Annotated in this window: 20 protein-coding genes; 11 read left to right on the top strand and 9 right to left on the bottom strand. The window is 46.1% G+C overall.

Annotated features, from left to right (window positions below; translation table 11 throughout):
- The 6 genes from OI18_RS16180 to OI18_RS16205 all read left to right on the top strand — a co-directional run bounded on the left by OI18_RS16180 (position 1) and on the right by OI18_RS16205 (position 7,887).
- Positions 1–573 carry a DUF2911 domain-containing protein gene (locus tag OI18_RS16180; RefSeq protein WP_039141653.1) on the top strand — a complete coding sequence of 191 codons (573 nt, stop codon included), beginning with the start codon at positions 1–3 and terminating at the stop codon, positions 571–573.
- A gap of 24 nt (positions 574–597) precedes the next feature.
- A complete protein-coding gene (locus OI18_RS16185; protein WP_039141656.1) occupies positions 598–897 on the top strand; it encodes a hypothetical protein in 300 nt (99 codons plus the stop codon).
- Positions 898–951: 54 nt separating this feature from the next.
- On the top strand, positions 952–3,111 hold the full coding sequence (locus OI18_RS16190; protein WP_039141658.1) for a TonB-dependent receptor: 2,160 nt from the start codon (positions 952–954) through the stop codon (positions 3,109–3,111).
- Positions 3,112–3,209: 98 nt separating this feature from the next.
- Complete coding sequence (locus OI18_RS16195) at positions 3,210–4,670, top strand: PhoX family protein (protein WP_052273296.1); 1,461 nt, start codon at positions 3,210–3,212, stop codon at positions 4,668–4,670.
- Positions 4,671–4,727: 57 nt separating this feature from the next.
- The gene (locus OI18_RS16200) at positions 4,728–6,542 is read left to right on the top strand and encodes a cytochrome-c peroxidase (RefSeq protein WP_052273297.1); all 1,815 of its coding nucleotides are present in this window, start codon (positions 4,728–4,730) and stop codon (positions 6,540–6,542) included.
- Positions 6,543–6,567: 25 nt separating this feature from the next.
- Positions 6,568–7,887 (top strand): GntP family permease, encoded by a 1,320-nt coding sequence (locus OI18_RS16205; RefSeq protein ID WP_039141661.1) that lies wholly within the window; start codon positions 6,568–6,570, stop codon positions 7,885–7,887.
- A 3-nt stretch (positions 7,888–7,890) separates the two neighbouring features.
- Here OI18_RS16205 and OI18_RS16210 read toward each other — a convergent pair whose 3' ends face one another.
- The gene (locus OI18_RS16210; protein WP_039141664.1) at positions 7,891–8,313 is read right to left on the bottom strand and encodes a DUF1801 domain-containing protein; all 423 of its coding nucleotides are present in this window, start codon (positions 8,311–8,313) and stop codon (positions 7,891–7,893) included.
- 169 nt (positions 8,314–8,482) lie between these two features.
- Between OI18_RS16210 and OI18_RS16215 the strand changes: the two genes are divergently transcribed.
- Positions 8,483–9,169: a DUF5694 domain-containing protein gene (locus OI18_RS16215; protein WP_152616855.1), complete on the top strand. Its 687-nt coding sequence runs from the start codon at positions 8,483–8,485 to the stop codon at positions 9,167–9,169.
- Here OI18_RS16215 and OI18_RS16220 read toward each other — a convergent pair.
- The 7 genes from OI18_RS16220 to OI18_RS16250 all read right to left on the bottom strand — a co-directional run bounded on the left by OI18_RS16220 (position 9,166) and on the right by OI18_RS16250 (position 17,188).
- On the bottom strand, positions 9,166–9,636 hold the full coding sequence (locus OI18_RS16220; protein WP_039141673.1) for an iron chaperone: 471 nt from the start codon (positions 9,634–9,636) through the stop codon (positions 9,166–9,168). The genes OI18_RS16215 and OI18_RS16220 overlap by 4 nt on opposite strands.
- A gap of 31 nt (positions 9,637–9,667) precedes the next feature.
- Positions 9,668–10,798, bottom strand: a complete 1,131-nt coding sequence (locus OI18_RS16225) for a flavin-containing monooxygenase (protein WP_039141675.1) — start codon at positions 10,796–10,798, stop codon at positions 9,668–9,670.
- Positions 10,799–10,820: 22 nt separating this feature from the next.
- Positions 10,821–11,900, bottom strand: coding sequence for an SO2930 family diheme c-type cytochrome (locus OI18_RS16230; RefSeq protein ID WP_039141677.1), 1,080 nt, complete (start codon positions 11,898–11,900; stop codon positions 10,821–10,823).
- Positions 11,901–11,937: 37 nt separating this feature from the next.
- Positions 11,938–13,224 carry a parallel beta-helix domain-containing protein gene (locus OI18_RS16235; RefSeq protein WP_052273298.1) on the bottom strand — a complete coding sequence of 429 codons (1,287 nt, stop codon included), beginning with the start codon at positions 13,222–13,224 and terminating at the stop codon, positions 11,938–11,940.
- Between the two features lie 12 nt (positions 13,225–13,236).
- A complete protein-coding gene (locus OI18_RS16240; RefSeq protein ID WP_039141678.1) occupies positions 13,237–15,990 on the bottom strand; it encodes a TonB-dependent receptor in 2,754 nt (917 codons plus the stop codon).
- A 30-nt stretch (positions 15,991–16,020) separates the two neighbouring features.
- Positions 16,021–16,614, bottom strand: coding sequence for a TetR/AcrR family transcriptional regulator (locus tag OI18_RS16245; protein ID WP_039141680.1), 594 nt, complete (start codon positions 16,612–16,614; stop codon positions 16,021–16,023).
- 184 nt (positions 16,615–16,798) lie between these two features.
- Entirely contained in the window at positions 16,799–17,188 is a 390-nt protein-coding gene (locus tag OI18_RS16250) for a DUF1801 domain-containing protein (RefSeq protein WP_039141749.1), read from the bottom strand.
- A 177-nt stretch (positions 17,189–17,365) separates the two neighbouring features.
- Between OI18_RS16250 and OI18_RS16255 the strand changes: the two genes are divergently transcribed.
- The 4 genes from OI18_RS16255 to OI18_RS16270 all read left to right on the top strand — a co-directional run bounded on the left by OI18_RS16255 (position 17,366) and on the right by OI18_RS16270 (position 24,383).
- Positions 17,366–19,738, top strand: coding sequence for a TonB-dependent siderophore receptor (locus OI18_RS16255; RefSeq protein ID WP_160290248.1), 2,373 nt, complete (start codon positions 17,366–17,368; stop codon positions 19,736–19,738).
- Positions 19,735–23,112: a sensor histidine kinase gene (locus OI18_RS16260; RefSeq protein ID WP_039141684.1), complete on the top strand. Its 3,378-nt coding sequence runs from the start codon at positions 19,735–19,737 to the stop codon at positions 23,110–23,112. Before OI18_RS16255 ends, OI18_RS16260 begins: the two co-directional genes overlap by 4 nt.
- Positions 23,113–23,114: 2 nt before the next feature.
- Positions 23,115–23,762, top strand: a complete 648-nt coding sequence (locus OI18_RS16265) for a response regulator (protein ID WP_240312788.1) — start codon at positions 23,115–23,117, stop codon at positions 23,760–23,762.
- 75 nt (positions 23,763–23,837) lie between these two features.
- On the top strand, positions 23,838–24,383 hold the full coding sequence (locus OI18_RS16270) for a hypothetical protein (protein WP_039141685.1): 546 nt from the start codon (positions 23,838–23,840) through the stop codon (positions 24,381–24,383).
- A 71-nt stretch (positions 24,384–24,454) separates the two neighbouring features.
- Here the strand turns inward: OI18_RS16270 and OI18_RS16275 are convergent, their stop codons facing one another.
- Complete coding sequence (locus tag OI18_RS16275) at positions 24,455–25,348, bottom strand: sugar phosphate isomerase/epimerase family protein (RefSeq protein ID WP_039141687.1); 894 nt, start codon at positions 25,346–25,348, stop codon at positions 24,455–24,457.
- Between the last annotated feature and the right edge of the window lie 11 nt (positions 25,349–25,359).

The raw sequence follows: 25,359 nt of genomic DNA on the forward strand, positions 1-25,359 counted from the left end.
ATGAACTTCTCTGCTTTGAAATCATTAATTCTTGTCATTTTAGTTATTGCTGGCTTCAGTGCAAGCGCACAGACCTCGGGTGAGGTATGTTATAATCCAAACCTCGTGAAGGACAGCAGTAAAAAAAGTATTAAGTCAATGGCCTTTTCGGTTCTAAAGAGTGATAGCATTAAGATCGTTTACCATTCGCCTGGCGTTCGCAAAAGAGTGATCTGGGGCGGACTGGTTCCTTACGACGAAGTATGGGTAACCGGCGCGCATGATGCAACTACTCTTGAAATGCCATTTCCTTTTATTGTAAATGGAAAAGAGATTCCCGCTGGCAAATACGCCCTGTTCACTATCCCGGGTAAAAAGACATGGACATTCATCATCAATAAAAACTGGGAACAGCACCTGGCTTCAGAATATGACGAAAAAGACGATGTGATTCGCATCCAGGTTAAGCCGGCAAAAGTTTCGCACACGGAAAGGCTGCAGTACTTCATAGACACAGATCCTGCTGGTAAAGGCTCGATCTATGTTGCCTGGGAAAATCAGCGGGTAGGATTTCCGTTCAGTGTGAAGAAATAATTTGTAATTGCCTATTTTTGCCCGGTGAAAAAAATCCTGGCTTTCATATTGTTCAGCGTTATTGCAATTGCGGTGTTTACACCCTGCTGTACTGATGATTGCCAGGAAAATGCCACCACACAACAGGAAGCTGCCAAAAAGAATCTTGAAGGCAATTGTTCGCCTTTCTTTGCCTGTGGTGGCTGTCATGGCTTTGCACCGGCTATTTCAATCATTCATGTTTCCACACCACCAGGAGCTCTGCGGGAATATTTCATTATTGACCATTCAACAACTTTTCCGCCACACGCCGATATTCCGTGGCAACCCCCGCGGAATGCCTGATTTTTCCATAGGCATGTAAATTTTATTAATCGCGTAAGCCATCGTTTTTAACAGATGAAAAAAGTACTATCCGTTTGTATAGTGCTGCTGGTTGCGTGCGTCAGCACCTATGCCCAGCACACATTAAGTATTTCAATTAGAGACAAAGAAAGTAAGGAGCCACTCGCCGGGGCAACTGTAGAAATCCGTTCATTAAAAAGGAGCGCTGTAGCCGACAGTACCGGACTGGCTGTTATCACCAACCTGGCAACAGGTAAGTATTCATTACACTTCTCGTTTATTGGCTTCGAAGAACAGGAGGCCATGATAAGTGTGCCGGGGCAGGATCAGCTGTTTGAAGTCCTGCTACACAAAGCGGAAGAGGAACATGAAGAAGAAGTTGTGGTGCAGGCGACACGGTCAGCCCGGCCGTTCCGGGATATTCCTACCCGCGTGGAAACGATCTCCGGTGAAGAGCTTGCAGAAAAGGCAAACATGAAACCAGGGGAAATTCGCATGCTGCTGAGCGAAAGCACCGGGATCCAGACACAGCAGACCTCTGCTACCAGTTACAATTCGAGTATCCGGATCCAGGGGCTCGATGGCCGGTATACCCAAATATTGAAGGATGGGTTCCCGCTATACGCCGGTTTCTCAGGTGGACTGAGCCTCATGCAACTGGTTCCGCTTGACCTGAAGCAGGTGGAAGTGATCAAAGGTTCAAGCAGTACGCTTTATGGCGGTGGGGCAATTGCGGGGTTGGTTAACCTGGTCAGTAAAACGCCGACAGAAAAGCGTGATCTGAGTTTCCTGGCAAATGCTACATCTGCAGGTGGACTGGACCTCAGCGCTTTTTATGGACAACGCTTCAACAAGATTGGAGTGACCGTATTTGGTTCCCGGAATACCGGCCGGCCTTACGATCCGGCTGACATCGGGCTGACCGCTATCCCGGAGTTTCAACGCTATACGATCAATCCCCGGATCTTTTACTATGGTGACCGAACGACTGCAAATTTCGGTGTGAGCTATATCACCGAAGATCGTGTTGGCGGAAGTATGGATTACATAAAGAACGATGTGAGCGGTTACTATGAAAAGAATAACACGGATCGTTTTACCTCCCAGCTTGCTGTCACACACCGGCTAAGCGATAACGGCAGTTTGAACTTCAAGAATAGCTACAGTCATTTCAACAGGTCAATCAGGGTACCTGGCTACACGTTCATGGGTACACAAAAAAGCACCTATTCTGAATTGACATACTCGGCAGGCGCTGAAAAAATGGACTGGATAATCGGTGCCAATGTGCTCACTGACCAATTCGATGAGGACAGGCAAAGTACGCCTGTACTCCGGAATTACGATTACACCACTTTTGGCGGCTTTATCCAGAATACCTGGCGACCTGGCGATGCATTCTCACTCGAAACCGGCCTGCGTGGTGATTATGTAAAACAATATGGTTTCGAACTTTTGCCCCGGGTGTCGGCAATGTGGAAACTTACATCGCAGTTGACTGCGCGGATTGGAGGTGGTTTTGGTTATAAAACGCCCACCGTATTCAACGAAGAGGCAGAGCGAATTCAGTTCCAGGGTATTCTTCCCATTAATGAATCTACTGCCCGCAATGAACGTTCCGTTGGCGGAAACCTCGATGTGAATTATCGTACTCACCTTGGTGAGGTGGAACTCGTGATCAACCAGATGTTCTTTTATACCCAACTGAACAGGCCGCTGGTGCTGGCAGATAAAGGTCAGGGTGAACAGGAATTTGTCAACGCAAACGGTCGCCTTGATACGCGTGGACTCGAAACCAACCTGCGTTTCAGGTACGAAGACCTCAAGTTGTTCATCGGCTATACGTTCGCTGATGTAAATACGCATTATGATGGCACGAAAGCATGGTTCCCGCTTACCGCACGGCATCGCCTGAACAATGTGCTGATGTATGAAAAGGAAGAGAATTTCAAATTTGGCCTGGAAGCGTATTATGTCAGTCCGCAGCGTCTGAACGACGGTACAACAGGCAGATCCTATTGGACGGCCGGTATAATGGGAGAGAAGATCTGGGAGAAGTTTTCGATCTTCCTTAACCTGGAGAATTTCACCAATACAAGGCAAACGAAATTTGGGCCGATTTACACCGGCCCAATTGACAATCCTGTATTCAATGATATCTATGCACCACTCGAAGGTCGGGTGCTGAATGGTGGAATTAAACTGAGGTTGTAGTTACCTGTATTTTGGTTGTGATTACTGGTTACAATACGTTCACATGAGGGTAACAGTAAGGTAACAGTGGCCGTCTACTTTTAGGAAAATAAGCCACTATGAATTTTCGTTCCAGCACGGCCGTTATGGTAGGCCTGGTTTCCATCACCGGTATTTATGGATGTAATAAATTGAATGAATACCTCGGCGATTGGGATGGTGTAAAGCCCAACCCAAAGATTGAATTGAAGAGTCATTCTATCACCCCGTCACTGGTGAGGATGGCTACTGGTTTCGAGCAGACCGAAATCTATCCCCTTATCGGGAGTGATGATGTGTTGCCCGGCAGCCCATCCTTTATTTATGGCGCCCAGCCCGATGGTGGAGGACTGATCAAAAATGAAGAGGGAAAAGGATACGTGATGATCACCAACCATGAAATTCTCCGCGGTGTATCACGCGTTTTTCTCGATGAAACATTTAAGCCGGTAAAAGGAGAATATATTGTTGATGGCGATGGCGGCCAGTGGCGCCTTTGTTCGGCATCCATGGCAACTCCAAAAGAACATGGATTCGGCCCGCTTTTCCTCACAGCCGGTGAAAGCGGATCAGAATCGAGGATCCATGCCATTAATCCCTTTGCGCCTGTATCCGATAAAAAAAGGACTGACCGTGTGGTTCCTGCACTTGGTCGCGCCAGCATGGAAAACGCAGTGCCTCTGCCTAAGGATGCATTCAGGGGTAAAACAGTTATCGCTATTGGCGAAGATGATGCAAGCGGACAAGTGGTATTGTATGTTTCAAATGGTGTGGGCAACCTGGAGAATGGAAGCCTGTATATGATGAAGAGATCAAATAACGATCCTGTTGAAACAAATATGGAAGTCGGCTCTGCATATGATGTGGAATTCGTGCAGATCGATAACCATACCACTGCAACAGGTGTTGAAATCGCAGCCCAGTCCGTAGCGAAAAATGCCATCCAGTTTGCACGGGTTGAAGACCTGGATTATCGCAAAGGCGGTGGTGACAACAGTCGCGAATTGTACTTTGTGTCTACCGGCGTGAACGGGCAGACCGGTAAAACAAAATGGGGCCGTCTTTACCGTCTTGTTTTTGAAAAGAACAATCCTTTGAAAGGTAAACTTACGCCGGTTGCTGATGGTGGTATCAACCCCGGCAACGACCTGATCAATCCTGATAACGTGTGTGCAACCGAAAACTTTGTGTATGTACAGGAAGACGGTGATTCATATTACCCGGAAGCATTGCATGATTCCTGGATCTGGCAGTATAATATCAAAACCGGTACTTATAAGCCTTATGTGAAAATGGATCATCGCCGCGATGATGCAGCATTCAGCGCGAAATATAACACAGTGGCCAATAACCGCCTTGGTTCCTGGGAGTTTGGTGCCATGTATGATGTTTCTGAAACCATCGGATCGCCAAATACATTCATCCTGAATATCCATCCGCATACCTGGCAGGAGAGCAAGTTCCTGAATGCAGACGGCAGTACTGTTTCAGGCAATATGGAAGGTGGGCAGACCATCATTCTCAGGGGAGTTCAGAAATAATATTTACTATATCGTTTAGTCCTCCTTTCGTCAGAAGGGAGGACATTTCTTTTGTTTATGGAGATGAAAATTTTACAGCGGATAGCAGTGATTGTGATTATTGGATTGGCGGCTTTTGGTTGCGCGCCAGGTACCGGCAAAAAGGAAATTGATGAAATTCACCGGCTCACTGAAGCCCGGTTCAGCGGCATGGAGCAATGGCTCGACAGTGGCTTTATTCCCCTGGCCGGCACTACAACAGACACCGCAGTATTAAAAAGATCTTACCGTGAGGGCAGGAGACAATATAAGGAGATTGCCTTCCTCGTGGAATATTTTTACCCCAGTTCTTCGCGGTTTATTCTTGGACCCGCGCTCGATGAAATTGAGGCACAGGAACACCAGGTGTCGGAACCAGGGGGCTTCCAGGTTATGGAAGAATCACTGTTTACAAACGCTGTTGCCGATACCGCTTTCCTGAAACGGGAAGCCCGGAAAATGAGATCCCTGTTCTTCCGTTTGCACGGCATCTGGACGCAGGAAACTTTTCGCGACGACCAGGTATTTGATGCGATCCGGACGGATATAGCCAGGATGACGACACTGCAATTGACTGGTTTTGATGCGCCTGTTTCCCTGGAAGGATTACAGGAGATTCCTGTTTCCCTCGGCTCATACCAGGAGGTGTTGAACATTTATCGCAGCAAGGTTCCCGGCATGGAAAAGGCTGATAAACTGATTACAGCTGCGGGCGAATTTGCTGCCCGGTACCAGGACTTCGATGCCTTTCCGAGGTTGGAATTCATTACGTGGTACCTGAACCCGCTGTCGGCAACCATACTGCATTTGCAGGAGCAAGCAGGGATTCCGGTATTGAATAACATCGGGGCTTTAAACATGGCGGCTCCGCACATCTTTACAGATAGCTCTATCCGGCAGGATTTCTTTATTCCCGACGCCACTTCGGCTATCAGCAAACAAAAGGTCCAACTGGGCAGGAAATTGTTTTACGACCCCGTTCTGTCTAATTCAAACAGCATCAGTTGTGCGTCCTGCCACCTTCCGGAAAAAGCATTTACCGATGGATTAACAACAAGTCCTGCACTTGGGAGCAAGGGCAATCTAAAGCGCAATACGCCAACACTTTTTTATGCTGGTTTGCAGAAAGCGCAGTTCATGGACCTGCGTGTGGCTTTCCTGGAAGACCAGGTGAAGGATGTTGTGGAAAGCAAGGACGAGATCCATGGCAATATGGATAGTGCGGCAAGGAAAATGTCGAAAGATCCGGAGTATTCAAAACTATTTGCTGCCGCTTTTCCAGGTTGGCGCGACAGTATCTCCACCCGCCAGGTGCAGGTAGCGCTGGCTTCGTTTATCCGGTCGCTAAACCCATTTCGGAGCGCCTTTGATCTTTACCTGAATGGCGATACAACGCAACTGTCGGCAAGCCAGCAACGCGGATTTGACCTGTTTGCCGGAAAAGCAAAATGCGCAACCTGCCATTTTGTTCCTTTGTTCAATGGTACGGTTCCTCCTGCATTTGCGGTGTCAGAGGGAGAAGTGCTTGGGGTAATGGACAAGCCTGGCTCCGCGAATATCGATCCTGACCAGGGCAGGTATGCAATCTATAAAATTGACAATTTCAGGCATGCATTTAAAACTCCCACATTAAGGAACATTTCACTCACAGCACCGTATATGCATCAGGGTGGCTATCGTACGCTGGAAGAGGTTCTCGCATTCTACAATTCAGGTGGGGCTGCCGGTCGGGGAATCAGCCTGCAGAATCAAACACTTCCTGCCGATTCGCTTCGGTTGTCCAAAACAGAGATCTCTGACATTATCCATTTCATGGAGGCCCTTTCAGACCCGGAAGGCACCAGGCGGTTTTAAACGTCTGGAATTGCTATTTTTAAGAATGGAAGCTTCCTTTTTACAAACTCTGCTGTTCCTGGCCGTAGGCATAAGCGTTATCGTGGTATTAACGGCCAGGTTCAGGGTCCATGCTTTTTTTGCGTTACTTATTTCCTGCTTCATAGTGGGGCTGGGTGTCCAGCTTTCCGTGAGTGAGATCATTACTGCGACAAAAGACGGTTTTGGCAATGTGATGAAGTCACTCGGCCTGATCATCGTGCTCGGTACAGCGCTTGGTGTGATCCTTGAACATACCGGCAGCACGCAGGTTATGGCCAGTTACATTTTACGCAAAGTGGGAGTGAAGCGTGCACCTCTCGCAATGAACATTACAGGCTTTATTGTCGGGCTGCCGATTTTTTGTGACTCGGGATATATTGTTCTCAATGGGTTGAACCAGTCGCTGGCAAGACGCACAGGCATTCCCGTGGTGATCATGGCAACTTCGCTTGCAACAGGATTGTATTCCGTGCATTGCCTGATCCCGCCACATCCCGGTGCTGCTGCCGCTGCAGGGATAATAGGTGTTGATTTCGGGACTTTGATTTTGGTGGGTGGGTGCATCGCTATACCGGCAAGTGCGGTTGGATATTTGTGGGCAAAGTTTGCCGGCAAAAAATCAGCAGTGGCTACGGCTGAAGTAGCGGCCGCAACCGAAAACCCGGATCAACCTTCAGTCCTTAAATCTTTTCTACCGGTTATAATCCCCATCCTCCTGATCGCGCTAAGGTCGTTTTCCGACAAGTATGTTGACAGCAAATTCTGGAAGGAATGTCTTGTGGTGGGAGACCCGGTTATCGCACTATCGATTGGTGTGTTGCTCGCGCTGAATGGCAAAAGGGGGTGGACTAAAGAAAAACTCGGTTCCTTGTTGCAGGACGCAGCTGAAAAGGCAGGTGGCATCCTGGTGATCATTGGGGCTGGTGGCGCTTTCGGTGCGGTGCTGGCGGCCACGAATATCGGCGGTCATTTAAGCGGGTCATTAGACCTTGGCAGCCTGGGCATATTGTTCCCTTTTCTCCTTACAGCACTGCTGAAAACTGCCCAGGGGTCTTCAACGGTAGCCATCATTACATCCGCTTCTATAATAGCGCCGCTGATGCCTTCCTTAATGATGGATAAGGGCAATGGCCCTTTATTCTGTGTGTTGTCGATGGGCGCGGGATCCATGATGGTTTCCCATGCCAATGACGCCTATTTCTGGGTGATTGCGAGGTTTTCCGGGCTGGAAATGAAAGAGATGCTGCGGGTATATACTGTCGCCAGTATCCTGATGGGACTAACGGCCTTCCTGGTGACCTGGCTGGTGTGGATAGCATTTTGAAGGTTATGCCTGGTTGAATCCATATCGGATTGCCGCTTCAAGGATATCGATGTTGATATCTTTAAGTGCTTTGAACTTGATGCAATACCCGGTGACACTCGCCTTGCCAATTTCCTTCCCAAATGTTTGCGCTAAATAAGTCTTATCCTTAAGCCCAAGGATATAGACAGAGATCCCGGTTTTGTTTGCGCTGATGCCAATCCGAAACCACTCGGCAGTTTTTCCATTGGCATATTTCATTGTCTGTGATCCATATCCAATTGTAGGATTTGCAACCGTTTTATTTTCGCTGTCCTTACCATCGCTGAACCATAATTTACATCCTGGCGATACCTGGAGTGTGCGCTCGTGCAAGGCCTGCATGTCAGCACGTTTAGCATCAGGCTGACTGCCAATGTACTCTTTGATTTGCCCTTCTACGTTCATGCTTTTTTATTTTGTCATAAATTAGACTTGTACCTAAAATAATATAATTATGAAGTACATCCTATATGTATTTTGTATGCTTTTGTGCCTGGCGTCAGTTGCGCAGCAAAAGAATACGAAGGAAGTTAAGGTATTACTGATTGGTACTTTCCATTTTGATAACCCCGGGTTGGATGTCGCAAAATTCAAGGATGCCGATATCTTATCGCAGAAGCGACAGCGGGAAGTGGAGGAAGTAACCAGCCTGCTGAAGAGATTTGCGCCTGATAAAATATTTATCGAAGCAGTTCCTGCCAGGCAGTCTCAGATTGATTCTGCTTTTACATTATACAAGGCTGGGAAAAAAGAGCTTCGTGCCTCTGAAGTTGAGCAGCTTGGTTTTCGGCTTGCAAAGCAATTAGGTCATTCAACTTTATATGGGGTAGATTACCAGGAAACTAAATTCCCATTTGATAGTTTGATGAAATCGGCCACGGAGGCCGGGCAAACTGGTATCACATCTCACGTTCAAAAAACTATTGAAGAAGTACAGACTTCATTTAATGAAGCATTGCAAAAACTTACGATCAAAGAGATGTTGTTACGTGAGAACAGTGAAGATATGATAAAACTACAGCATGAATTTTACTTCAAGCTTTTACCGGCAGGAAAGCCCGGTAATCATGTTGGTTCTTATTTAGTGAGTGAATGGTGGCGAAGGAACATGGTGATTTGTGAGAACATACTAAAGCAGCTAAATGGCAATGAAGAAAAAGTATTGGTCATTTTTGGCTCCGGACATACAGCCATTCTGAATGAAATAATGAAGTTTAATCCTGCCATTAAACTGGTGCCGGCTTCAGAAGTGTTACGTTAAGTCTTTTTTCTGTGATTCTTAAAGCTGCTTTCATACATTTCAATCCAGTCATCAGGCGTTATCTTGGAAACCAGCTCACCGATAAGTTCATACGGGATGTCTTCCGCTTTTTTATAGCGCAAACAGCTCTTGCCCATATCCAGTTTTTTTGGAGAGGCTTTAGCATGCGCCGCGGTAAACCATTCCAATAGTTTGGGGTCCGCATAGATCCCCATGTGGTAAACAGCAATAAAATTTTTCTGCGAGGCAAATCCAAGGAATGGCAGGGGCAATTTCGGATCGCAGTGATAGCCCGCGGGGTATTTACTGTGCGGTACTGAATAACCAGCCATGCCATATCCCATGCCCTCCTGGAAACCTTCAGGAATATTCTTTTTGATCACATTTCTTAATTCAGTGATCGCTTTCTTCCTGTCTTCCGGAAGTTCGTCTATGTACTGATCAACAGTTGTTGCCTTCGACTGCATATACCGAAAGTATAAAAAAATCCTATAATGCTTACAGGTGCACTTCTTTCCCGGCAATATGTTTGGCTATTTGCCTGGCATCGAGGGCAATTTCCCTTAATTGGCCGGTTGGACTCACGAAGAAGCCACAGAAATACAAACCATCCTTACCGAAATATTTCTGCCTGCTAACAGGATTTCTGAGGTCGTCAAACCGGCCGGTGTCAACAGCAATGATTTTGGCATAATCGCGGTAATATCCAATGGCTGCAATGATCGCATCAAATTCCCCGGCTTCACCCGAAGTAAAATGAACCGTTCTGCCCTTGATATGATCTACATCTTCATGAATCTTTATGTGGCCTTCCCTGATATGCTTTATGGTACCGATATCCAAAAGGGGAATTGTTCCATCCCTTTCAATCTGTTCAAAAATCCCGTAAGGCATTTTTTTCAATCCCAGCCTGGGCAGGTCCGGGTAAAGTAATTTTAGTAACGGTGCATTGAGAGCATCGGCCACGCGGGGTGGAAGTTTTGACATCATCACACTTAAACGGAGAACGGGGATGCCCAGCAGGTCCCTGGGAATAACATTCACGGGTGAGCGGACAGACATATGCGGTTCAGCGCCCTGTTCATGCAGGTCAATCGCAATTTCACAGGCAGAATTTCCAAATCCGACAACCAATACTTTTTGTCCTTTGAATTCCCTGCCCGATTTATAGCCATAGCTGTGCATGATCCGGCCAGGAAAGCTTTCCATTCCATCGAAATGGATCTTTCTTGGTTTACCAAATGCACCAGTAGCAATAATGACGTACTTCGAAATGTAAGTATCTTTATTTGTTTCAGTGATCCAGAAATTGCCTTCCCGCCGGATTGATCTTGCTTCCGTATGAAAGGCGGGATTGATGTTGAATGCCTTTTGGTAGTCATCCAGGTAGTCCACTACCTGCTGCCGGGCAGGATAATCCGGAATGGCCTTGTCAAACTTTTTATACGGCAGGTTCGACATGGCCTTATTCGTATGCAAATGCAGTCGCTCGTAATGGTTGCGCCAGGGATTGGCCGCCTGCGCTTCTTTTTCAATCACCGCGTATTCAATACCTCTCTTGTGTAGGCTGGCTGCTGAAGCAAGTCCTGATGCGCTTGCACCTACAATTAGTGTACGAATCTGTTGCATGGAAAGGGATCTGGGTTACTTATTATTTTTTCTTCATGGCATTGATCCAGTCGACAATCAATTGTACGCCTTCTTTATGGATGACGGACCGGGCAACCTCTGGCATCGCTGTTCCTGGTACTGCACTGTTCATGCGGTATGCAAAAATGGAATGTGCAGCATCGCCGGGAATAATGTCGTAATTCAATCCACCGGCGCCACCACCTGCTGATACCGGTTCTTTCATAATGCCCAGGTGGGCGGGATCGGTTTGTTCATACTCGAGGAATAACCCGGTGTTGGATGCATCTCCGCTTGCTTTATGACAATGTGCACAGTTGATGTCGATATAGGCCCGTGCCCGCTGATCCAGCGTGAACTGTTTTGTATTTTTCCAGTCTGGCAGTTGTGCAACCTTATCCATGGAAGGCAAGCTGTCGAGAACTCCCATCTTCGCCCAGCGCAGCAATTGATTCACCGTTTCCCCATTTTGGACAAAATTCAGGTTGCGGATCTTCGGACCAATAGGAGTGAGCTCGCCATTGCTGGTATGGCATCTTTTACAATCATTCGTATTGGGTACCTGGTAAGTGGTTGAGATTTTAGCGCCATTATCGTCTAACAAGGTAATGGGAATTTTTGCCCCGATGATATGCTTTACGGCGTCCGTTTGCTCTTTGTTCCACAGATAGTTCATCACTTTCCACTGGTGATCGGCAGGGTTCTTTACAAGTAACCTCGTTTCGATCATTACCTTCTGGTGCTGCTCATTGATGTAGGCAAAATTCTTGATGATAATGGTGGAGTCCGGGAAATCCGGCAAGTCACTGCCGGTGTATCTGGCCGCTTTTCCTTTTGGCAACAAAACAAACCGGTCCTTCACCGCGTAATCGCTGAACAGGGGAGTAGCCAGTTCATAATGCACCAGGGCGACCTGCGGCTTTAGTTCTTTCAGTTCGCCACCGAAAAAGCCATACTCCGATAATTTCTCTTTGAATTCAAACGCATTCGGATCCGAATTTATCTTCTGCTCAGCTGTTTTGTTCTTACAGCCCTGGATTAAACCTGAAAATGATACGATGCCTGTTAAGATGCCGGCAATCCACCACACACTTTTCTTCATAATACTAATTTGCGATTCCAATAAAAATGTTTTCCTGCTACTTACAAACAAAGGGCGCCACATCCACTCCGGGATTCCATTTTTTGGGATCGCCAATGCTCATCAGGTCGGCGTTCACGAAAATATTGTCACCACTTTGTTTGATGCATAAAGAGTCCGGGTTTGCAGCGGTACCATTGGTGAGAATATTTGTTGAGATGCCATCATATAGTACGAACGGAATTCTTTTATTCTTCCTGTTCGGGTCTTTTGCATTCAGGGCCTGCTCAATCCCGATCAGCATCTGGCCCATGCGGTGTTCATATGCCGGCTTTGGAAATGAATCGCCCATCTGCATGATGTTGTCGTGGATGAAGATGTTTTTTGAAATGGGAAAGTAGTTGTCATTGATCTTGTGGACTGCGCTATCATCCGTTGCAAGGCCCGATGCCAGCATAATAGCTCCTGAGTTGTTGTTGACGATCCGGTTATTGTATAGTTCAATATCGGATGCAGCCAGGATGATTATACCACTTCCGGGCGCTGCATTCCCAACTCCCCAGGTAGTGCCGAAGCTTCCGGCTTTGGCAAAATTCCTTTCGTTGTTGTCGTGGATATTATTGTTGTATGCCTTAACCTTACCGCCGCGTTTGGAAAGTGTCGGCAGGTCAAAGATGAGAAAGCCGGCAGTGTTGCCCCAAAATTCATTATCATAAACCTGCGCGTTCGTGGTGTTTTCGATTTCGCAACCGGCTACATTCATGAATGCTTTACAATTCCTGATGACTGCGCTATCGGACTGTCCAACATAAATGCCGGCATCCGAAGAACCCTGTACATAACAGTTTTCGATCAGGATATTCCTGCACAACACCGGGTACAGCGCATAGCCTCCATTGGATGAATCGATGTTCTCCCATACGGCACTTACATTATTAAACACAATGTCGCGGCTTTGGGTGATTTTGATCATATCACCCTTGGCATTTTGCAGCTTGAGGTCTTCTATATTGAACCCGGTTACATTAGTCACCCGGATCCCTTCTCCACCCTGGGTCTGCGAAGAGAAATCAAGAATGGTTTTATCACTTCCCTCGCCGCGGAACATGATGTGTTTTAACTGGGCGATGCTGAGGTTATCGAATTTATAGGTGCCAGCCTTTAACTCAACAATTGAACTGTCTTTTAATGAAAGCAAAGCTTCCATGATCTTGAGTTCTTCCCCCGGGTTAAATGACAGGTTGTTTAAATAGCTGTCTTCATGTTTTTCGCCAATATTGGTGGCACAGGAAGTAAAAAAGAGTACTGCGGTTAGTGATAAGAGCGATAAAATTCCTTTTTTCATGTTTCGGGTTGTTTAGAATACGTTGTACGACAGCGATACATAATACACGCCACCAATCATCGGATTGGCCATGCCGGTCGAATAATATTTGTTGGTGATGTTGGTTCCGCCGACTTTAATGCCGGTATGGATTTTTGTAAATGTGTACCCTACCTGTGCATCGATAACTGCTGATGCCGGTACCGTTCCATTTGCCAGTCCGCCACCTACTTCATAATGATAGGATGGTTTATAACGCATGGAGGTGTTGAATGCCCAGTTTTGTTTTTTGCCGAAACCGGTGTTCCCTACTTCCAGGTTCAGGTGGTAACTCGGCGTATTGAAATTATTGATCTGGCTGTTATTCTTATTCTTGATATGATCTGAATAATAATTTGCCTTTGCAAAGAAGCGACGGGAAAGGTCAACATTCACACTTGCGGCATAACCATAGGTGTTAACCCGTTGTGCTCCGTTGAAAGCAATATTGTATTGGATATAAGTGCTGCGGTCCTTGAACGCGTTTGGATCGGTAGTGCCCGGGGTATTGCACACATCTGCATAACCGATAAAATTTTCCCAGGTGGAATAATATCCTAATACATCAAACAATACTCTTTTTCCAATCAACGCAGCATATCCCAATTCAAATGCATTTACCGATTGGGGTTTGATGTCATTTACATAGAACCTTTCCAGCTTTGTTGCATCATCGGCCTGTTGAAATTCCGAAACGCTTTTTAGGGTATAAGGAACATATTGATCAAAATGATAGGTGTCGTACAACAGTCGTTTGGATCCTCCCGATGCCAGCTGGTTATAGCCAACGAGCGTATTCTGTAAAGCCTGGATGTTGGAAGGGAAGCTGTACGCATTCTGGTAAGAGAACCTGATGAAGTGTTCTTTGGCTACCTCGAATACGGTGGACAATCTCGAAGTTACCTTTGGATCTTCGAACAGGGTATTCTTATCGTAACGGAACGAAGCACCAAGCCGGAGCCTGTCATTGATCAACCTTTTGCTGATCTGCGCATAAGCGCTGTATTCATTTACTTTAATAGGTTTCTCCTTATCAGGGAATAGCGTGCCTTTGGAATTCAGGTTGTACAGTCTCCAGTTAACGCCTGCAATTACCTCTACGAATTTTATAAGGTGGGAAAAATTGTACTGGAATTCCGAGTTATACAGTTTACTCCTGTCGAGGAACAGGGTTCCTCCCTCTGTAATGGGTGTATGGGAGATCGTTTCCTTCAACTGGTTGAATACCGCGGAACCAGCCTCGGGCCTGCCGATATCTGCATATTGTCTTGCCGCATAGCTGGCGCTCGTGTAATCCATTCCGCTGATCATTGATTGCAGGAGGGCGCCGGTGTATTGAGGATACCAGCCATCGCCGGTATTGGCATCATAGCTGGGTTTCCATGCTTCATTGATCAATTGGGAGGTGGGACCAGAGACAAGGGTGTTTCCAGAGTTTTCCTGCGTGGTATAGGTTCTCAGGAACCAGTTTTCAGCTTTCAGTTCAGCCCTGTACTGGCCTACTTTGAAATCTTTCATCTGGTAACGGGTATCGTTGGTATACACGACGCTTCCCGTGCCGAACGTCCCGGAGAAAATGGCTTCCAGTTTTGGCCTGATCTTATACCTCAGTTCGGCATTCGCCTTGAACAGGCGGGCATCATTATCCAGGTATCCATACTCTGCATAACCGGTACGTGATACGTAATTCGGCTGACCAAGCATCGGTTCAATAAGAGGAGCGAGGTCCGGGTTCGTGAGCATGGCGTACTCCAGGAAAGGGTTGATGTCAACCGATGTTGCTCCTCCATAAAGGTTTACGCCATTGTAATTCGGGTCGGTATATTTCGAACCCGGACCGTTTTTGTTGGTGGTATCAGAGGCTACCCAGTCGTTGGCCCTGGTATACTGGGCATTGAGTTTAAAGGCGAGCTTATCATTTATCTTTTTTCCCCAGCGGATGGTCCAGTCGTAATAAGGCGAAGCACCTACCGGGTCATTGGCTTTTTTGCTTTTCACGTGATTGACACCCTGCGTAACGAGTATGCTGAGGCCCTGGTATTTGAAAGGATCTTTTCCGGTCATGACCATGGTCCCGTTCAAGCCTCTTGAGCCATACAAAGCCGAAGATGCACCTGACAATAATTCAATATTATCCACGTCAAGCTGGGTCAGGCCAATGGCATTTCCGAGCGGGAAATTCAGGCCTGGCGCCTGGTTATCCATCCCGTCGACCACCTGGGTGAAATTCGTATTGCCGCTGGTGTTAAAGCCGCGGGTGGTTACCGTGGTGAAGCCAAGACTTGACACGGTAACATCAACTCCCTTCAGGCCCTGCAGCATGTCGTAATAATTGAGCTGGGGTGAATTGACGATGTCTTTGGTCCCGATGCGTTCGATGGTAACCGGGGATTCCAGCTTTTTCATCGCGCTCCGGCTTGCCGATACTACTACTTCCTGTCCTAACGAAGAGGCAGGCTTCAGCAGCACGTTAATGGGGTTTTGGACGGAATTGATTACCAGTTCCTGCGTTTCAAAGCCGACGGAGGAAAAAACGATCGTCAGCGGAAACTTTTTTGAGGTGCCGAACCTGAAGTTCCCGTTGTCATTGGTGAAATCACCGTCGGATGACTCCTTAACGGTGACGGATACAACAGGTACCGGCTTTTTGGTGTCGCTGTTTCGGACTACACCGGTAATGACATGCTGGGCTTTGAGCCCGATTGTCGTTAGTGAAAAGACAAGCAGGGCAAGAATCGTTTTTCTCATAAGCTCAATCGTTGGTAGTTGGGAGGAGGTTTAGGGTCTGAAAATCAGTTTTAATAGATATTTTATTTCATCCAGTCCTTTTGAATAATCAATCTGTTCAGCTTTTTCTAGCACTGCTCTTTGTTCCGTATAATGTTTTATCGAATCACTCATAATGATCAGGGATGTAGCAAGCCTGATGGGATCAGCCTTGAAAATCTCTTTCTTCCTGATCCCTTCTTTGAGTAGTGATGCCAGGAACACTATCTCCTTCTGCATCACGGACTCATACAATTCAAGGAAGCCCGGAATCAGCTTTTGCAGCGTTTCCGGCGTGATCTTGTTGAGGTTTAATACGGCCATATAATAATTGAAACGTTCCTCGAAATAGAAGAGGACCATGGCTTCCACGCTTTTCTTTTTCAGCGTTTTTTCCTGCAGGCTTTTTAAATACTCTTCTCCTTCATTAACGGCTACTTCCAGGAACAACGCTTCCTTATTCTTATAGTAATAGAATAGGGATGACTTGTTGAGACCCATTGATTTTGCAATATCATCCAGCGTGGTTTTTTCGAGGCCATATTTGAGGAAACATTCCTTTGCTGCTTTGCCAATCTGTTTTTTTACCGATTCCTTTTTGTCCATAACAGTCCTGCCTAACGGTTGAATTTTCAAACATTTTAATAAAAAAGTCAACTTTTTGAAAATATGGCATTTTGTCTATACAAAGACAAATCCGGCAAAATAATTTTCCAGATGATGATTTCGATCAAGTTTGTGAGAGGGATAGAACGATAAGATGGTAGACTGTCAGGGAGGCTGCATTTTATTACAATCGTTCCAGCCTGCCTTTTCGTTTAATGATATTTTTATAATCCCACTGGATTTCGCGGGATTTCTTCAGCCACTGCTTTAATTTCTTTTCATCGATTTCTGTTGCAGCGTTAAAGAAGATAGATGCGTCCTTGAATTTTTTGCCAACGATATTCAACTCTTCGGCCTCAAAATCAGCTCCGCTCCAAAACATTAACCGGATTCCCGGTTTCTGTTTGCTGTATCCTACGATTGGGTTTTCATTTAAGAACCAAACGGGGTGAGCGTGCCAGATTTTGCTTTCTGCCTCTGGTAATTCTTTGTCTATGATTGAAGCAAGAAGGTGACAGGTTTCCATGTCTATCGTGGTTTGGCTTTCATTATAAGCGTTGATCCCGGAGTTCATTTTGAATAGTTTTTGGCTACTGCTCAGCGTGGTATTCTCTAAGATACTGATTTCGGTGATCAATCAGGCCGGACCGGCATTCAGATAATCTTTTTACCTTCGGGCAGCAAGCAAATTGACAGCAGCCTGGACGATGGAATGAAAGCTGGGTCTTTCAGCACCAAAACGTCAAACACAATGAGGAAACTGCTATTACTCTTTGGTATGTGCATATACTATTGGTCACAATTGTTTGCACAAACGGAAGAGGATGGTGGAATAATCAAAGGAGTAATCACCACCAGCGATAACAAGCCTGCTGCTTCTGTAACCGTACAAATCAAAGAGCTAAGGAGGTCAACGATTACTGACGACAATGGCGGGTTTATATTCAAAAATGCAAGGGCCGGTAAACATACCATAGAAGTAACCTCCATAGGCTTCGCCAGAATTGAAAAAGCAGTAACAATTGAAGCCGGTCAAACGGCAGCCGTGCAGATCCAGCTTACAGTGAATGCCGAACAACTTGCAGAAATCCTTGTCAGTTCCGACCGCAAATCTTATATCGCCGATAAAGTCTCTCCTTCATTACGTTTGAACGCAGACCTGGTCGAAGTACCCCAGAATATAACAGTAGCTGGAAAGCAAACGCTCACCGATATGGGAATGCTTACCAAGAGTGAAATCTCCCGCATTTCGAGCGCTGTCACGAAAAGTTATGGTTCAGATCTTGATCTCGAAATCCAGATCCGCGGTTTCAATTCGACGTTCGGAACTTTCCGTAACGGCATTGGCGGACCCATCTGGTGGAATGCGCAGGAAGATGCCAGTATGATCGAACGTGTGGAATTTGTAAAAGGTCCTGCTGGATTTATGATCGCCAATTCGGAGCCGGGTGGACTAATAAACGTTGTTACCAAGCAGCCGACACACCAACGGACGGCAGAGGTCGGCTTTGGTGTAGGAAGCTGGAACCTGGTGCGCACCTATGTTGATTTAGGCGGCGAACTGGTAAAGGACGGCAAATTTACCTGCCGGTTGAATCTCGGCGCCGAAAGGAGAAATGATTACTACCAGTTTGGTGAGTTCTACCGCTTTTGGATCTGCCCGGTAGTAAGCTATGAGTTTGATATAAACACCAGCCTGACCTATGAATTCAATTATGTGAAAGCTGCGGCGCAGGAAAATGCGCACCAATCCATCACTATCAATGGAGACCTGGAGAAACTGCCGATAGACCTTGCCATCAACGATCCAAACAATCCCAAATTCTGGGGCGCAAACCTTTACAATAAATTGACTCTGAAACATAGGTTTAACGATAACTGGGCATTCACAGCCCAGGCTGCCTATGTAACCAACGACTGGGATGGTACCACCATGTTCCTCCAGGGTATCAACGCTACAAAGGACACGCTCAACAGGTTTAATTATTACAGCGACTGGACAGGTAATCTGACCAACCTTCAATTGTTCATGGATGGGAAATTCAATACCGGACCTCGCGCAGAACATAAAGTGCTGGTTGGGATTGACTATGGTCAAGGCAACGAAGGAAGTGAAGAAGGCTTTGTTTGGGAGAACAATCCCTTTCCTTTATCCATAAAGGAGCCCATTTACTATTTGGCGAAGGATACTTTAACGACATTCAACGATCGGGGTAGCTGGCTTGATGCCAACCGATGGCAGTCATTGTACGTGCAGGACCACCTGAAACTGTTTAACAGGGTCGTCGTTACACTTGCCGGTCGTTTTACCCACCTGACGACCGGCCAGAATTATTTAGACCCGGCAACTGCGCAGTATGAAGTTTCCGATAACAAATTCACCCCGCGGTTGGGACTTACTTTCCTGTTTACAAAAGACATTTCCGCATATGCCTTGCACGATGAAAGTTTTCTTGCCCAGCACGGTACAATTTATGGAGGCGGGCGACTGCCGCCGCTTACAGGCAGGAATAACGAAGTGGGGGTAAAAATATTCCTGTTTAAAAGACAATTGTCTATCAATGCATCGGTGTATGATATCAAGAAAAATGATGTGGGAACGGGTGACCCCGACCATCCTGGCTATTCCCTGAAAACGGGACAGATCCGAAGCCAGGGTGTGGATGTCGATATAGCAGGCCGCATTAATTCCAATTTATTCATTAATGCAAACTACGCCTACGTAGACGCGCGGATAACAAAAGATGAAGACAAGACCATCGTTGGTCTTCAAAACCCTGGCACCTGTAATAATCTTGCCAACCTGTGGCTTAAATATCTAATAAACAGTGGTGTTTTTAAAGGGTTAGGTTTTGGTGCGGGTTATCAGTATACGGACAAACGCTGCGCTGTTAATCCCAACCAGAACTTCCAGGATGGCGTCAAATATTTGCCTGCTTACAGTTTGTTTGATGCTGCTGTTTCCTATTCGACCGGCAGGTTCAATATTGGTTTCAACATTTATAACATTGCGAATAACAGGTATGCGGCAGGTGGATTTTGGTCGCACCCCAGCCAGGAGTATGTTTTTTACTCTGGCATTCCAACAAATTTCAGGTTGCAAACAACAATAAAATTGCAATGAAACCACTTCCTTTTGCCATATTGTTATCAGCGCTTGCCTGCACGCAAAAGGAGGAAGTAAAAACTTCACTGAAAACCTTAAAACCTGCGATTGGTGTAATTAACAAAGACAGTACTGTTCCACCTGTTATTACTTTGATAGATAAGTCCAATGCTCCTGGAAAAGTTTTAGCCGGCAAACCGGAAGTGCACCAGGTACCGGGTCCGGGTGGTTTAGGTTTACCAAATTTCACCCACTACAATACCGAACAGGGACTTCCCTTAAGCTTTACCTGGTGGGGGTATAAGGATAAGAACGGCAACCTGTGGTTTGGTACAGATGGCGGTGGCGTGAGCCGGTATGATGGTAAATCTTTTACCAATTTCAATACAACACAAGGGTTGGCAGGATATTCGGTTTATGACATCAAAGAAGATAAAGCAGGGAAGTTTTGGTTTGCTACTGGAAATGGAGTGAGTTGTTACGATGGCAAATCATTTACCAACTTCACTGTGGCCGATGGCCTGCCAGATGATGTCGTATATAGTATTGCTGTAGATAGAAAAGGAAACTTATGGTTTACTACAAACTCCGGCGGCGTAAGCCGGTATGACGGGAAGTCATTTAAGAACTATACCACAAAAGAGGGGTTGGCGGGAAATACCGTATTCGGTGTCACTGAAGATAAAAACGGGAAACTATGGTTTGGAACAAATGAAGGAGCGAGTTGTTTCGACGGGCAATCCTTTACCAACTTTACTACAGCACAAGGACTGCCACACAACTCGGTAATCAATATCCTTGAGGATAAGACAGGAAAGCTCTGGTTCGCAACAGGGAAAGGAATAAGCCGGTATGACGGGAAATCGTTTACCAACTTTACCAGGTCAGAAGGGCTGGCAGGTAATACTGTCGTCTGCATCACGGAAGATAAATCGGGGAACCTGTGGTTTGGGACCTTTGATGGAGTGAGCCGTTATGATGGTAATACATTTACCAACTTTACTACCGCACAGGGGTTGACAAATAATGTTGTCCGAAGCATCACGGAAGACAATGCAGGAAATCTCTGGATGGGAACCAATGAGGGACTAAACCGTTATGACGGTACGGCATTTACCAATTTTTCCACTGCGGAGGGGTTGGCAAATAATGCTGTTCGAAACATTATAGAAGACAAAAATGGAAGCCTCTGGTTCGGCACAGCCGGAGGTGGAGTCAGCCGTTTCGATGGGAGATCTTTTTCCAACTTTACTACGGCGCAGGGACTTGCTCATAATACAGTACTCGGTATTGCGGAAGACGATGCAGGAAAGTTATGGTTCGGTACGCTTGAAGGACTGAGCTGCTATGACGGGAGATCCTTTACCAACTTTACCAAAGCACAGGGATTGGTCGATAATAATGCCTGGGGCATCACGAAAGATAAAACGGGAAAGCTATGGATAGCTACCCATAGTGGTGTAAGCTGCTATAGCGGAAGGTCATTTACCAATTTTACTACGGCCCAGGGCCTGGTAGACAATCATGTTCAAGAAATCACTGAAGATAAAAAAGGCAATCTATGGTTTGCGACAAGGCAGGGAGTCAGCCGCTACGACGGGGTGTCGTTTACAAATTTCACGACAGCCCACGGACTGGTAAAAAATGACGTAATGAATATTACGGAAGACGAAAGGGGAAACCTCTGGTTCGGTACAATTAGCGGCGGTTTAAGTCGTTACGACGGCACTTCTTTTCTCAACTTTACATCCGCCCAGGGATTGGCGACTAACGATGTTTGGGCACTTGTGATCGACCGCCAGGGCAACATATTTATTGGAAACAATATAGGCATAGGTGTTCTTAAAGGATTTAAAAGCCTTTCTTCCGACGGCCAAGTTGTTCCGGCCGTTAATGCTCTTTTAAATGAGGAATTGAAAAACTACCTGCCCGTCTTTGAACTCTACAGCAAGGAAACAGGCTACCCTGTAAAAGACCCTCATCCAAATGCGATGTTTGCGGACAGCAAAGGGATGATTTGGGAGGGCGGACTTACCCTTGTAAGGTTTGACTACAATGCCCTGCTCAGGAATTCAAAGCCGCCAGCAGTATTTATACAGTCTGTGAAGATCAACGGAAATAATATAGGGTGGACTAGTTTGGCAAATAAGGATAGTACAGGTGCCGGGTTGGATTCCCAGGTCATGCTCAATGAAGAGATCCTCAGTTTCGGCAGGGAACTATTCGCCTCAGAAAGGGATTCCCTGCGGCAAAAATTTTCAGGCATCAGCTTCGACAGCATAAGTCCATTTTACCCGGTGCCTCAAAACCTGGTTCTTCCTTATAAACACAACAGCATAAGTTTTGATTTTCTTGCGATAGAGCCTGCCAGGAATTACCTGGTTAAGTATCAGTATATCCTGGAGGGATACGAGAAGGAGTGGAGCCCGGTCGGTAAAACTGCCTCGGTAACGTATGGTAATATTCCGGAAGGAGCATATGTTTTTAAACTTCGCGCCCAGGGCCCGTCTGGCATTTGGAGTGGGTCGGTTGCATTCCCATTTGAAGTGCTACCGCCCTGGTATCGCACCTGGTGGGCATATGCGCTTTATCTCCTGGCATTTGTTTTTGCCTTGTGGAGCTTTGCGAAATGGAGGGTGCAGGCTGTTGAGAAAGAGAAGAAGGTGTTAGAAGAAAAAGTGATCAGCCGGACAAAGGAGTTGGAACAATCGCTCGAGGAGAAGTACCGGTTAAGTAAAACTGTAGAAAGTCAGCAGGCGCTATTAAATGAACGGTTACGGATCAGCAGGGAGCTGCATGATGATATAGGAAGCACATTGGGAAGCATTTCCATTTATAGTGAAGTAGCGAAAAAGAGAACCGAAAAAAATGAAGCTGCCAGTGACGTGCTTTCCAAGATAGGCCTTGCTTCCCGGGAAATAATAGATAAGATGAGTGATATTGTCTGGAGCTTAAATCCGGACAACGATAACTTTGAACAACTTCAAAACCGGATGATGACTTTTGCTGCAATGATGCTGACCCCGCGAAATATCCTGTATGATTTTGTTGCCGATAACGAGTTAAAGAACCTGCGGTTAACAAGTGAGCAACGCAAGAATATTTTTCTCATATTCAAAGAGACACTTTACAATACAGTAAAGTATGCAGAATGTAGCAGGGTCCGCATAATCCTCAACCTGCGTCACAATGACCTGGCTATGGTCATAAAAGATAATGGAAAAGGGTTCGATATTGCTGGTGTAGCCGTGAATGGAATTCCGGCAGGGGAATATGTTGGTGGCAACGGGATTAAAAACATGTATGCAAGGGCGGATGAGATGAAAGCGAACCTGGAGATAAAATCAAAAAGCGAGGAAGGGACAACTGTTCAGCTTATTGTCAAACTGTAACCGTGAGTGATATTAAGATAATAATCTTCGATGACAATGAATCCCTCAGGGACTCCATTGCCATGCTCCTGCAGGATGCGCCTGGTTTTACGCTGGTGGGATCCTATTCGCACTGCCTGGATGTAATAGAAAATATTAAGGATACGAAACCAGATGTCGTGATTATGGATATTGACATGCCGGGCATGAACGGGATTGAAGGCGTGAAGCTGATACGAGGCAATTTTCCGGCAGTGCAGATCCTGATGCTCACCATTTTTGAAGATGATGAAAAAGTCTTTGCGGCGATTAAAGCCGGTGCTGACGGCTATATCCTGAAAAATGCAGAACCTGCTGATTTGCTTAATGCTATTACCGCGGTGTACAGTGGAGGCGCCCCGATGACGCCCGGCATCGCGAGGAAAGTACTGCACCAGTTCCAGGCTATCTTGCCTGATGAACAGAAAGACTATCATTTGAGTGCACGTGAGAAGGAGGTACTCAGTCTGCTGGTGGATGGCCTTTCCTATAAAATGATCTCCGGTAAACTGAATATCACCTACGATACTGTCCGCGCGCACATAAAAAAGATCTATGAAAAGCTGCATGTAGCTTCCATGACCGAAGCGGTGGCAAAAGCAATTACCGAAAAGCTCTTCCCTTCTAAATAGCCGTACTACCATTGTTGGTAATTGTTAAGGGGGTGGTTTCAACTGTATTTTGTAGCCGTATTAAAACTTACGGTTATGAAAAAGTCAATCTTCACCAGCTTTACGGGTATTTTACTGACCTCGATAATAACCAGCATCAGCTATTCACAAGGCCCGGTTGCGTATTCACAGGGTAAGACTTCACTACCGGAATTTATGTTATCAGTTGAAGAAAAAAGTCCCGAAAAGAATGCAGCAGTGCCGCGTCTTAATGAAATTAGTAACAAAGCGGCAAGGGATTTTTCAAGGAATTTTAAAAATGCTTCAGATCCAAAATGGTTTAAAGCAAAGGAAGGTTTTGTGGTGTATTTCAGAAAGGATGGGGTAGACAGCAGGGCATTTTATACTAAAAAGGGACAGTACGAAGGTGTGATCCTCAGTTATTATGAAGATAAACTAGCCCCCAAAATCCGTCACCTGGTAAAAAGTGTGTATTATGATTTCAACATCTGTCATGTTTATGAAATTCAGAATGAGGACATGACCGCTTACGTGGTAAAGCTCTTGGGAAAAACCACCTGCAAAACAGTCAGCATTGTAAATGGGGAAATGAATGTTATCGAAGAATTACAGAAACAATGAAAAATAAAAAGGGCATGAAAATATTTCATTCCGGAATATTTTCATGCCCTGTATTGTAATGAGCTCGAAACCTATTTCAGTTTACCCAGCTGGTCGTTGTAAAACTTAACTGTTTCAATAACGTCAGGCAGGTTTTTTTCCCAGTTTGATTCATGTTCAATCGACATCATGCCATTGAAGTTCTGGCGTTTCAGCTCTGCAAAGATCGGTGCGTATTCAATTACACCCTTGCCCACAACTGTGTCTGCAGCTTGGGTATCATTGAACTTTACGATGTCTTTGAAATGCGCGCCATACACATGGCCTTCAAGCTTCTTCAGGCACTCAACAGGATTTAAACCATTGCGAGCCCAGTGGCCCAGGTCAGCACAGGCACCGATATTCGGATGACCCTGCATGGCCGCCAGCACAGAGTCCGGATGTGCATATGGACTTGGATTCGGGTGGTCATGGATGGCGATTTTTATCCCGTATTCGCCGGCCATTTTATCAACGAAGTCCCAATGTGACTTATTGGGCTCGCAGGTGATATAGCTGAGGCCAAATTCTTTTGCAAGTTCAAAAGCCTTTCTCCATTCAGTGCTGTCCTTCGGAGAAATTACGCCCATGGCAGTAATCTGGATCCCTTTTGACTGCAGTAACTGTTTCAGTTTGGCGCGGGTATCGGCAGACATCCCAGTACCAAATTCCCCTTTCATGTCGCCGCCAAGTTTTTGCCCGAAGAACGCTTCGATATTCTTCACACCGGCGCTGTCCACTTTGTTAAGTGCATCAGCAAAAGAAAACATCCTGAAAGTCCACATCTGGATCCCGATCTTGAAACCAGCAGTTGAACCACTACTCGCAGCAGTATCTGTAGATGCCGTTGCAGTCGAGTCAGTGGTATTGTCTGCGCTTTGGTTGCTGCCGCAAGCTACTGCAAGCATGCAAAGCGCACCTAAACTCAAAGAAGCAAGTCTTTTCATAGTTGTCAAAA

Origin of the sequence: Flavihumibacter solisilvae (assembly GCF_000814475.1) — a bacterium.
In the GTDB taxonomy this organism is placed as follows: domain Bacteria; phylum Bacteroidota; class Bacteroidia; order Chitinophagales; family Chitinophagaceae; genus Flavihumibacter; species Flavihumibacter solisilvae.

Coding starts and splice junctions, on each gene's coding strand:
- OI18_RS16180 (WP_039141653.1), top strand. CDS start 1: ATGAACTTCTCTGCTTTGAAATCATTAATTCTTGTCATTTTAGTTATT.
- OI18_RS16190 (WP_039141658.1), top strand. CDS start 952: ATGAAAAAAGTACTATCCGTTTGTATAGTGCTGCTGGTTGCGTGCGTC.
- OI18_RS16195 (WP_052273296.1), top strand. CDS start 3,210: ATGAATTTTCGTTCCAGCACGGCCGTTATGGTAGGCCTGGTTTCCATC.
- OI18_RS16200 (WP_052273297.1), top strand. CDS start 4,728: ATGGAGATGAAAATTTTACAGCGGATAGCAGTGATTGTGATTATTGGA.
- OI18_RS16205 (WP_039141661.1), top strand. CDS start 6,568: ATGGAAGCTTCCTTTTTACAAACTCTGCTGTTCCTGGCCGTAGGCATA.
- OI18_RS16210 (WP_039141664.1), bottom strand. CDS start 8,313: ATGAACGTAGAAGGGCAAATCAAAGAGTACATTGGCAGTCAGCCTGAT.
- OI18_RS16220 (WP_039141673.1), bottom strand. CDS start 9,636: ATGCAGTCGAAGGCAACAACTGTTGATCAGTACATAGACGAACTTCCG.
- OI18_RS16225 (WP_039141675.1), bottom strand. CDS start 10,798: ATGCAACAGATTCGTACACTAATTGTAGGTGCAAGCGCATCAGGACTT.
- OI18_RS16230 (WP_039141677.1), bottom strand. CDS start 11,900: ATGAAGAAAAGTGTGTGGTGGATTGCCGGCATCTTAACAGGCATCGTA.
- OI18_RS16235 (WP_052273298.1), bottom strand. CDS start 13,224: ATGAAAAAAGGAATTTTATCGCTCTTATCACTAACCGCAGTACTCTTT.
- OI18_RS16240 (WP_039141678.1), bottom strand. CDS start 15,990: ATGAGAAAAACGATTCTTGCCCTGCTTGTCTTTTCACTAACGACAATC.
- OI18_RS16245 (WP_039141680.1), bottom strand. CDS start 16,614: ATGGACAAAAAGGAATCGGTAAAAAAACAGATTGGCAAAGCAGCAAAG.
- OI18_RS16250 (WP_039141749.1), bottom strand. CDS start 17,188: ATGAACTCCGGGATCAACGCTTATAATGAAAGCCAAACCACGATAGAC.
- OI18_RS16255 (WP_160290248.1), top strand. CDS start 17,366: ATGAGGAAACTGCTATTACTCTTTGGTATGTGCATATACTATTGGTCA.
- OI18_RS16260 (WP_039141684.1), top strand. CDS start 19,735: ATGAAACCACTTCCTTTTGCCATATTGTTATCAGCGCTTGCCTGCACG.
- OI18_RS16270 (WP_039141685.1), top strand. CDS start 23,838: ATGAAAAAGTCAATCTTCACCAGCTTTACGGGTATTTTACTGACCTCG.
- OI18_RS16275 (WP_039141687.1), bottom strand. CDS start 25,348: ATGAAAAGACTTGCTTCTTTGAGTTTAGGTGCGCTTTGCATGCTTGCA.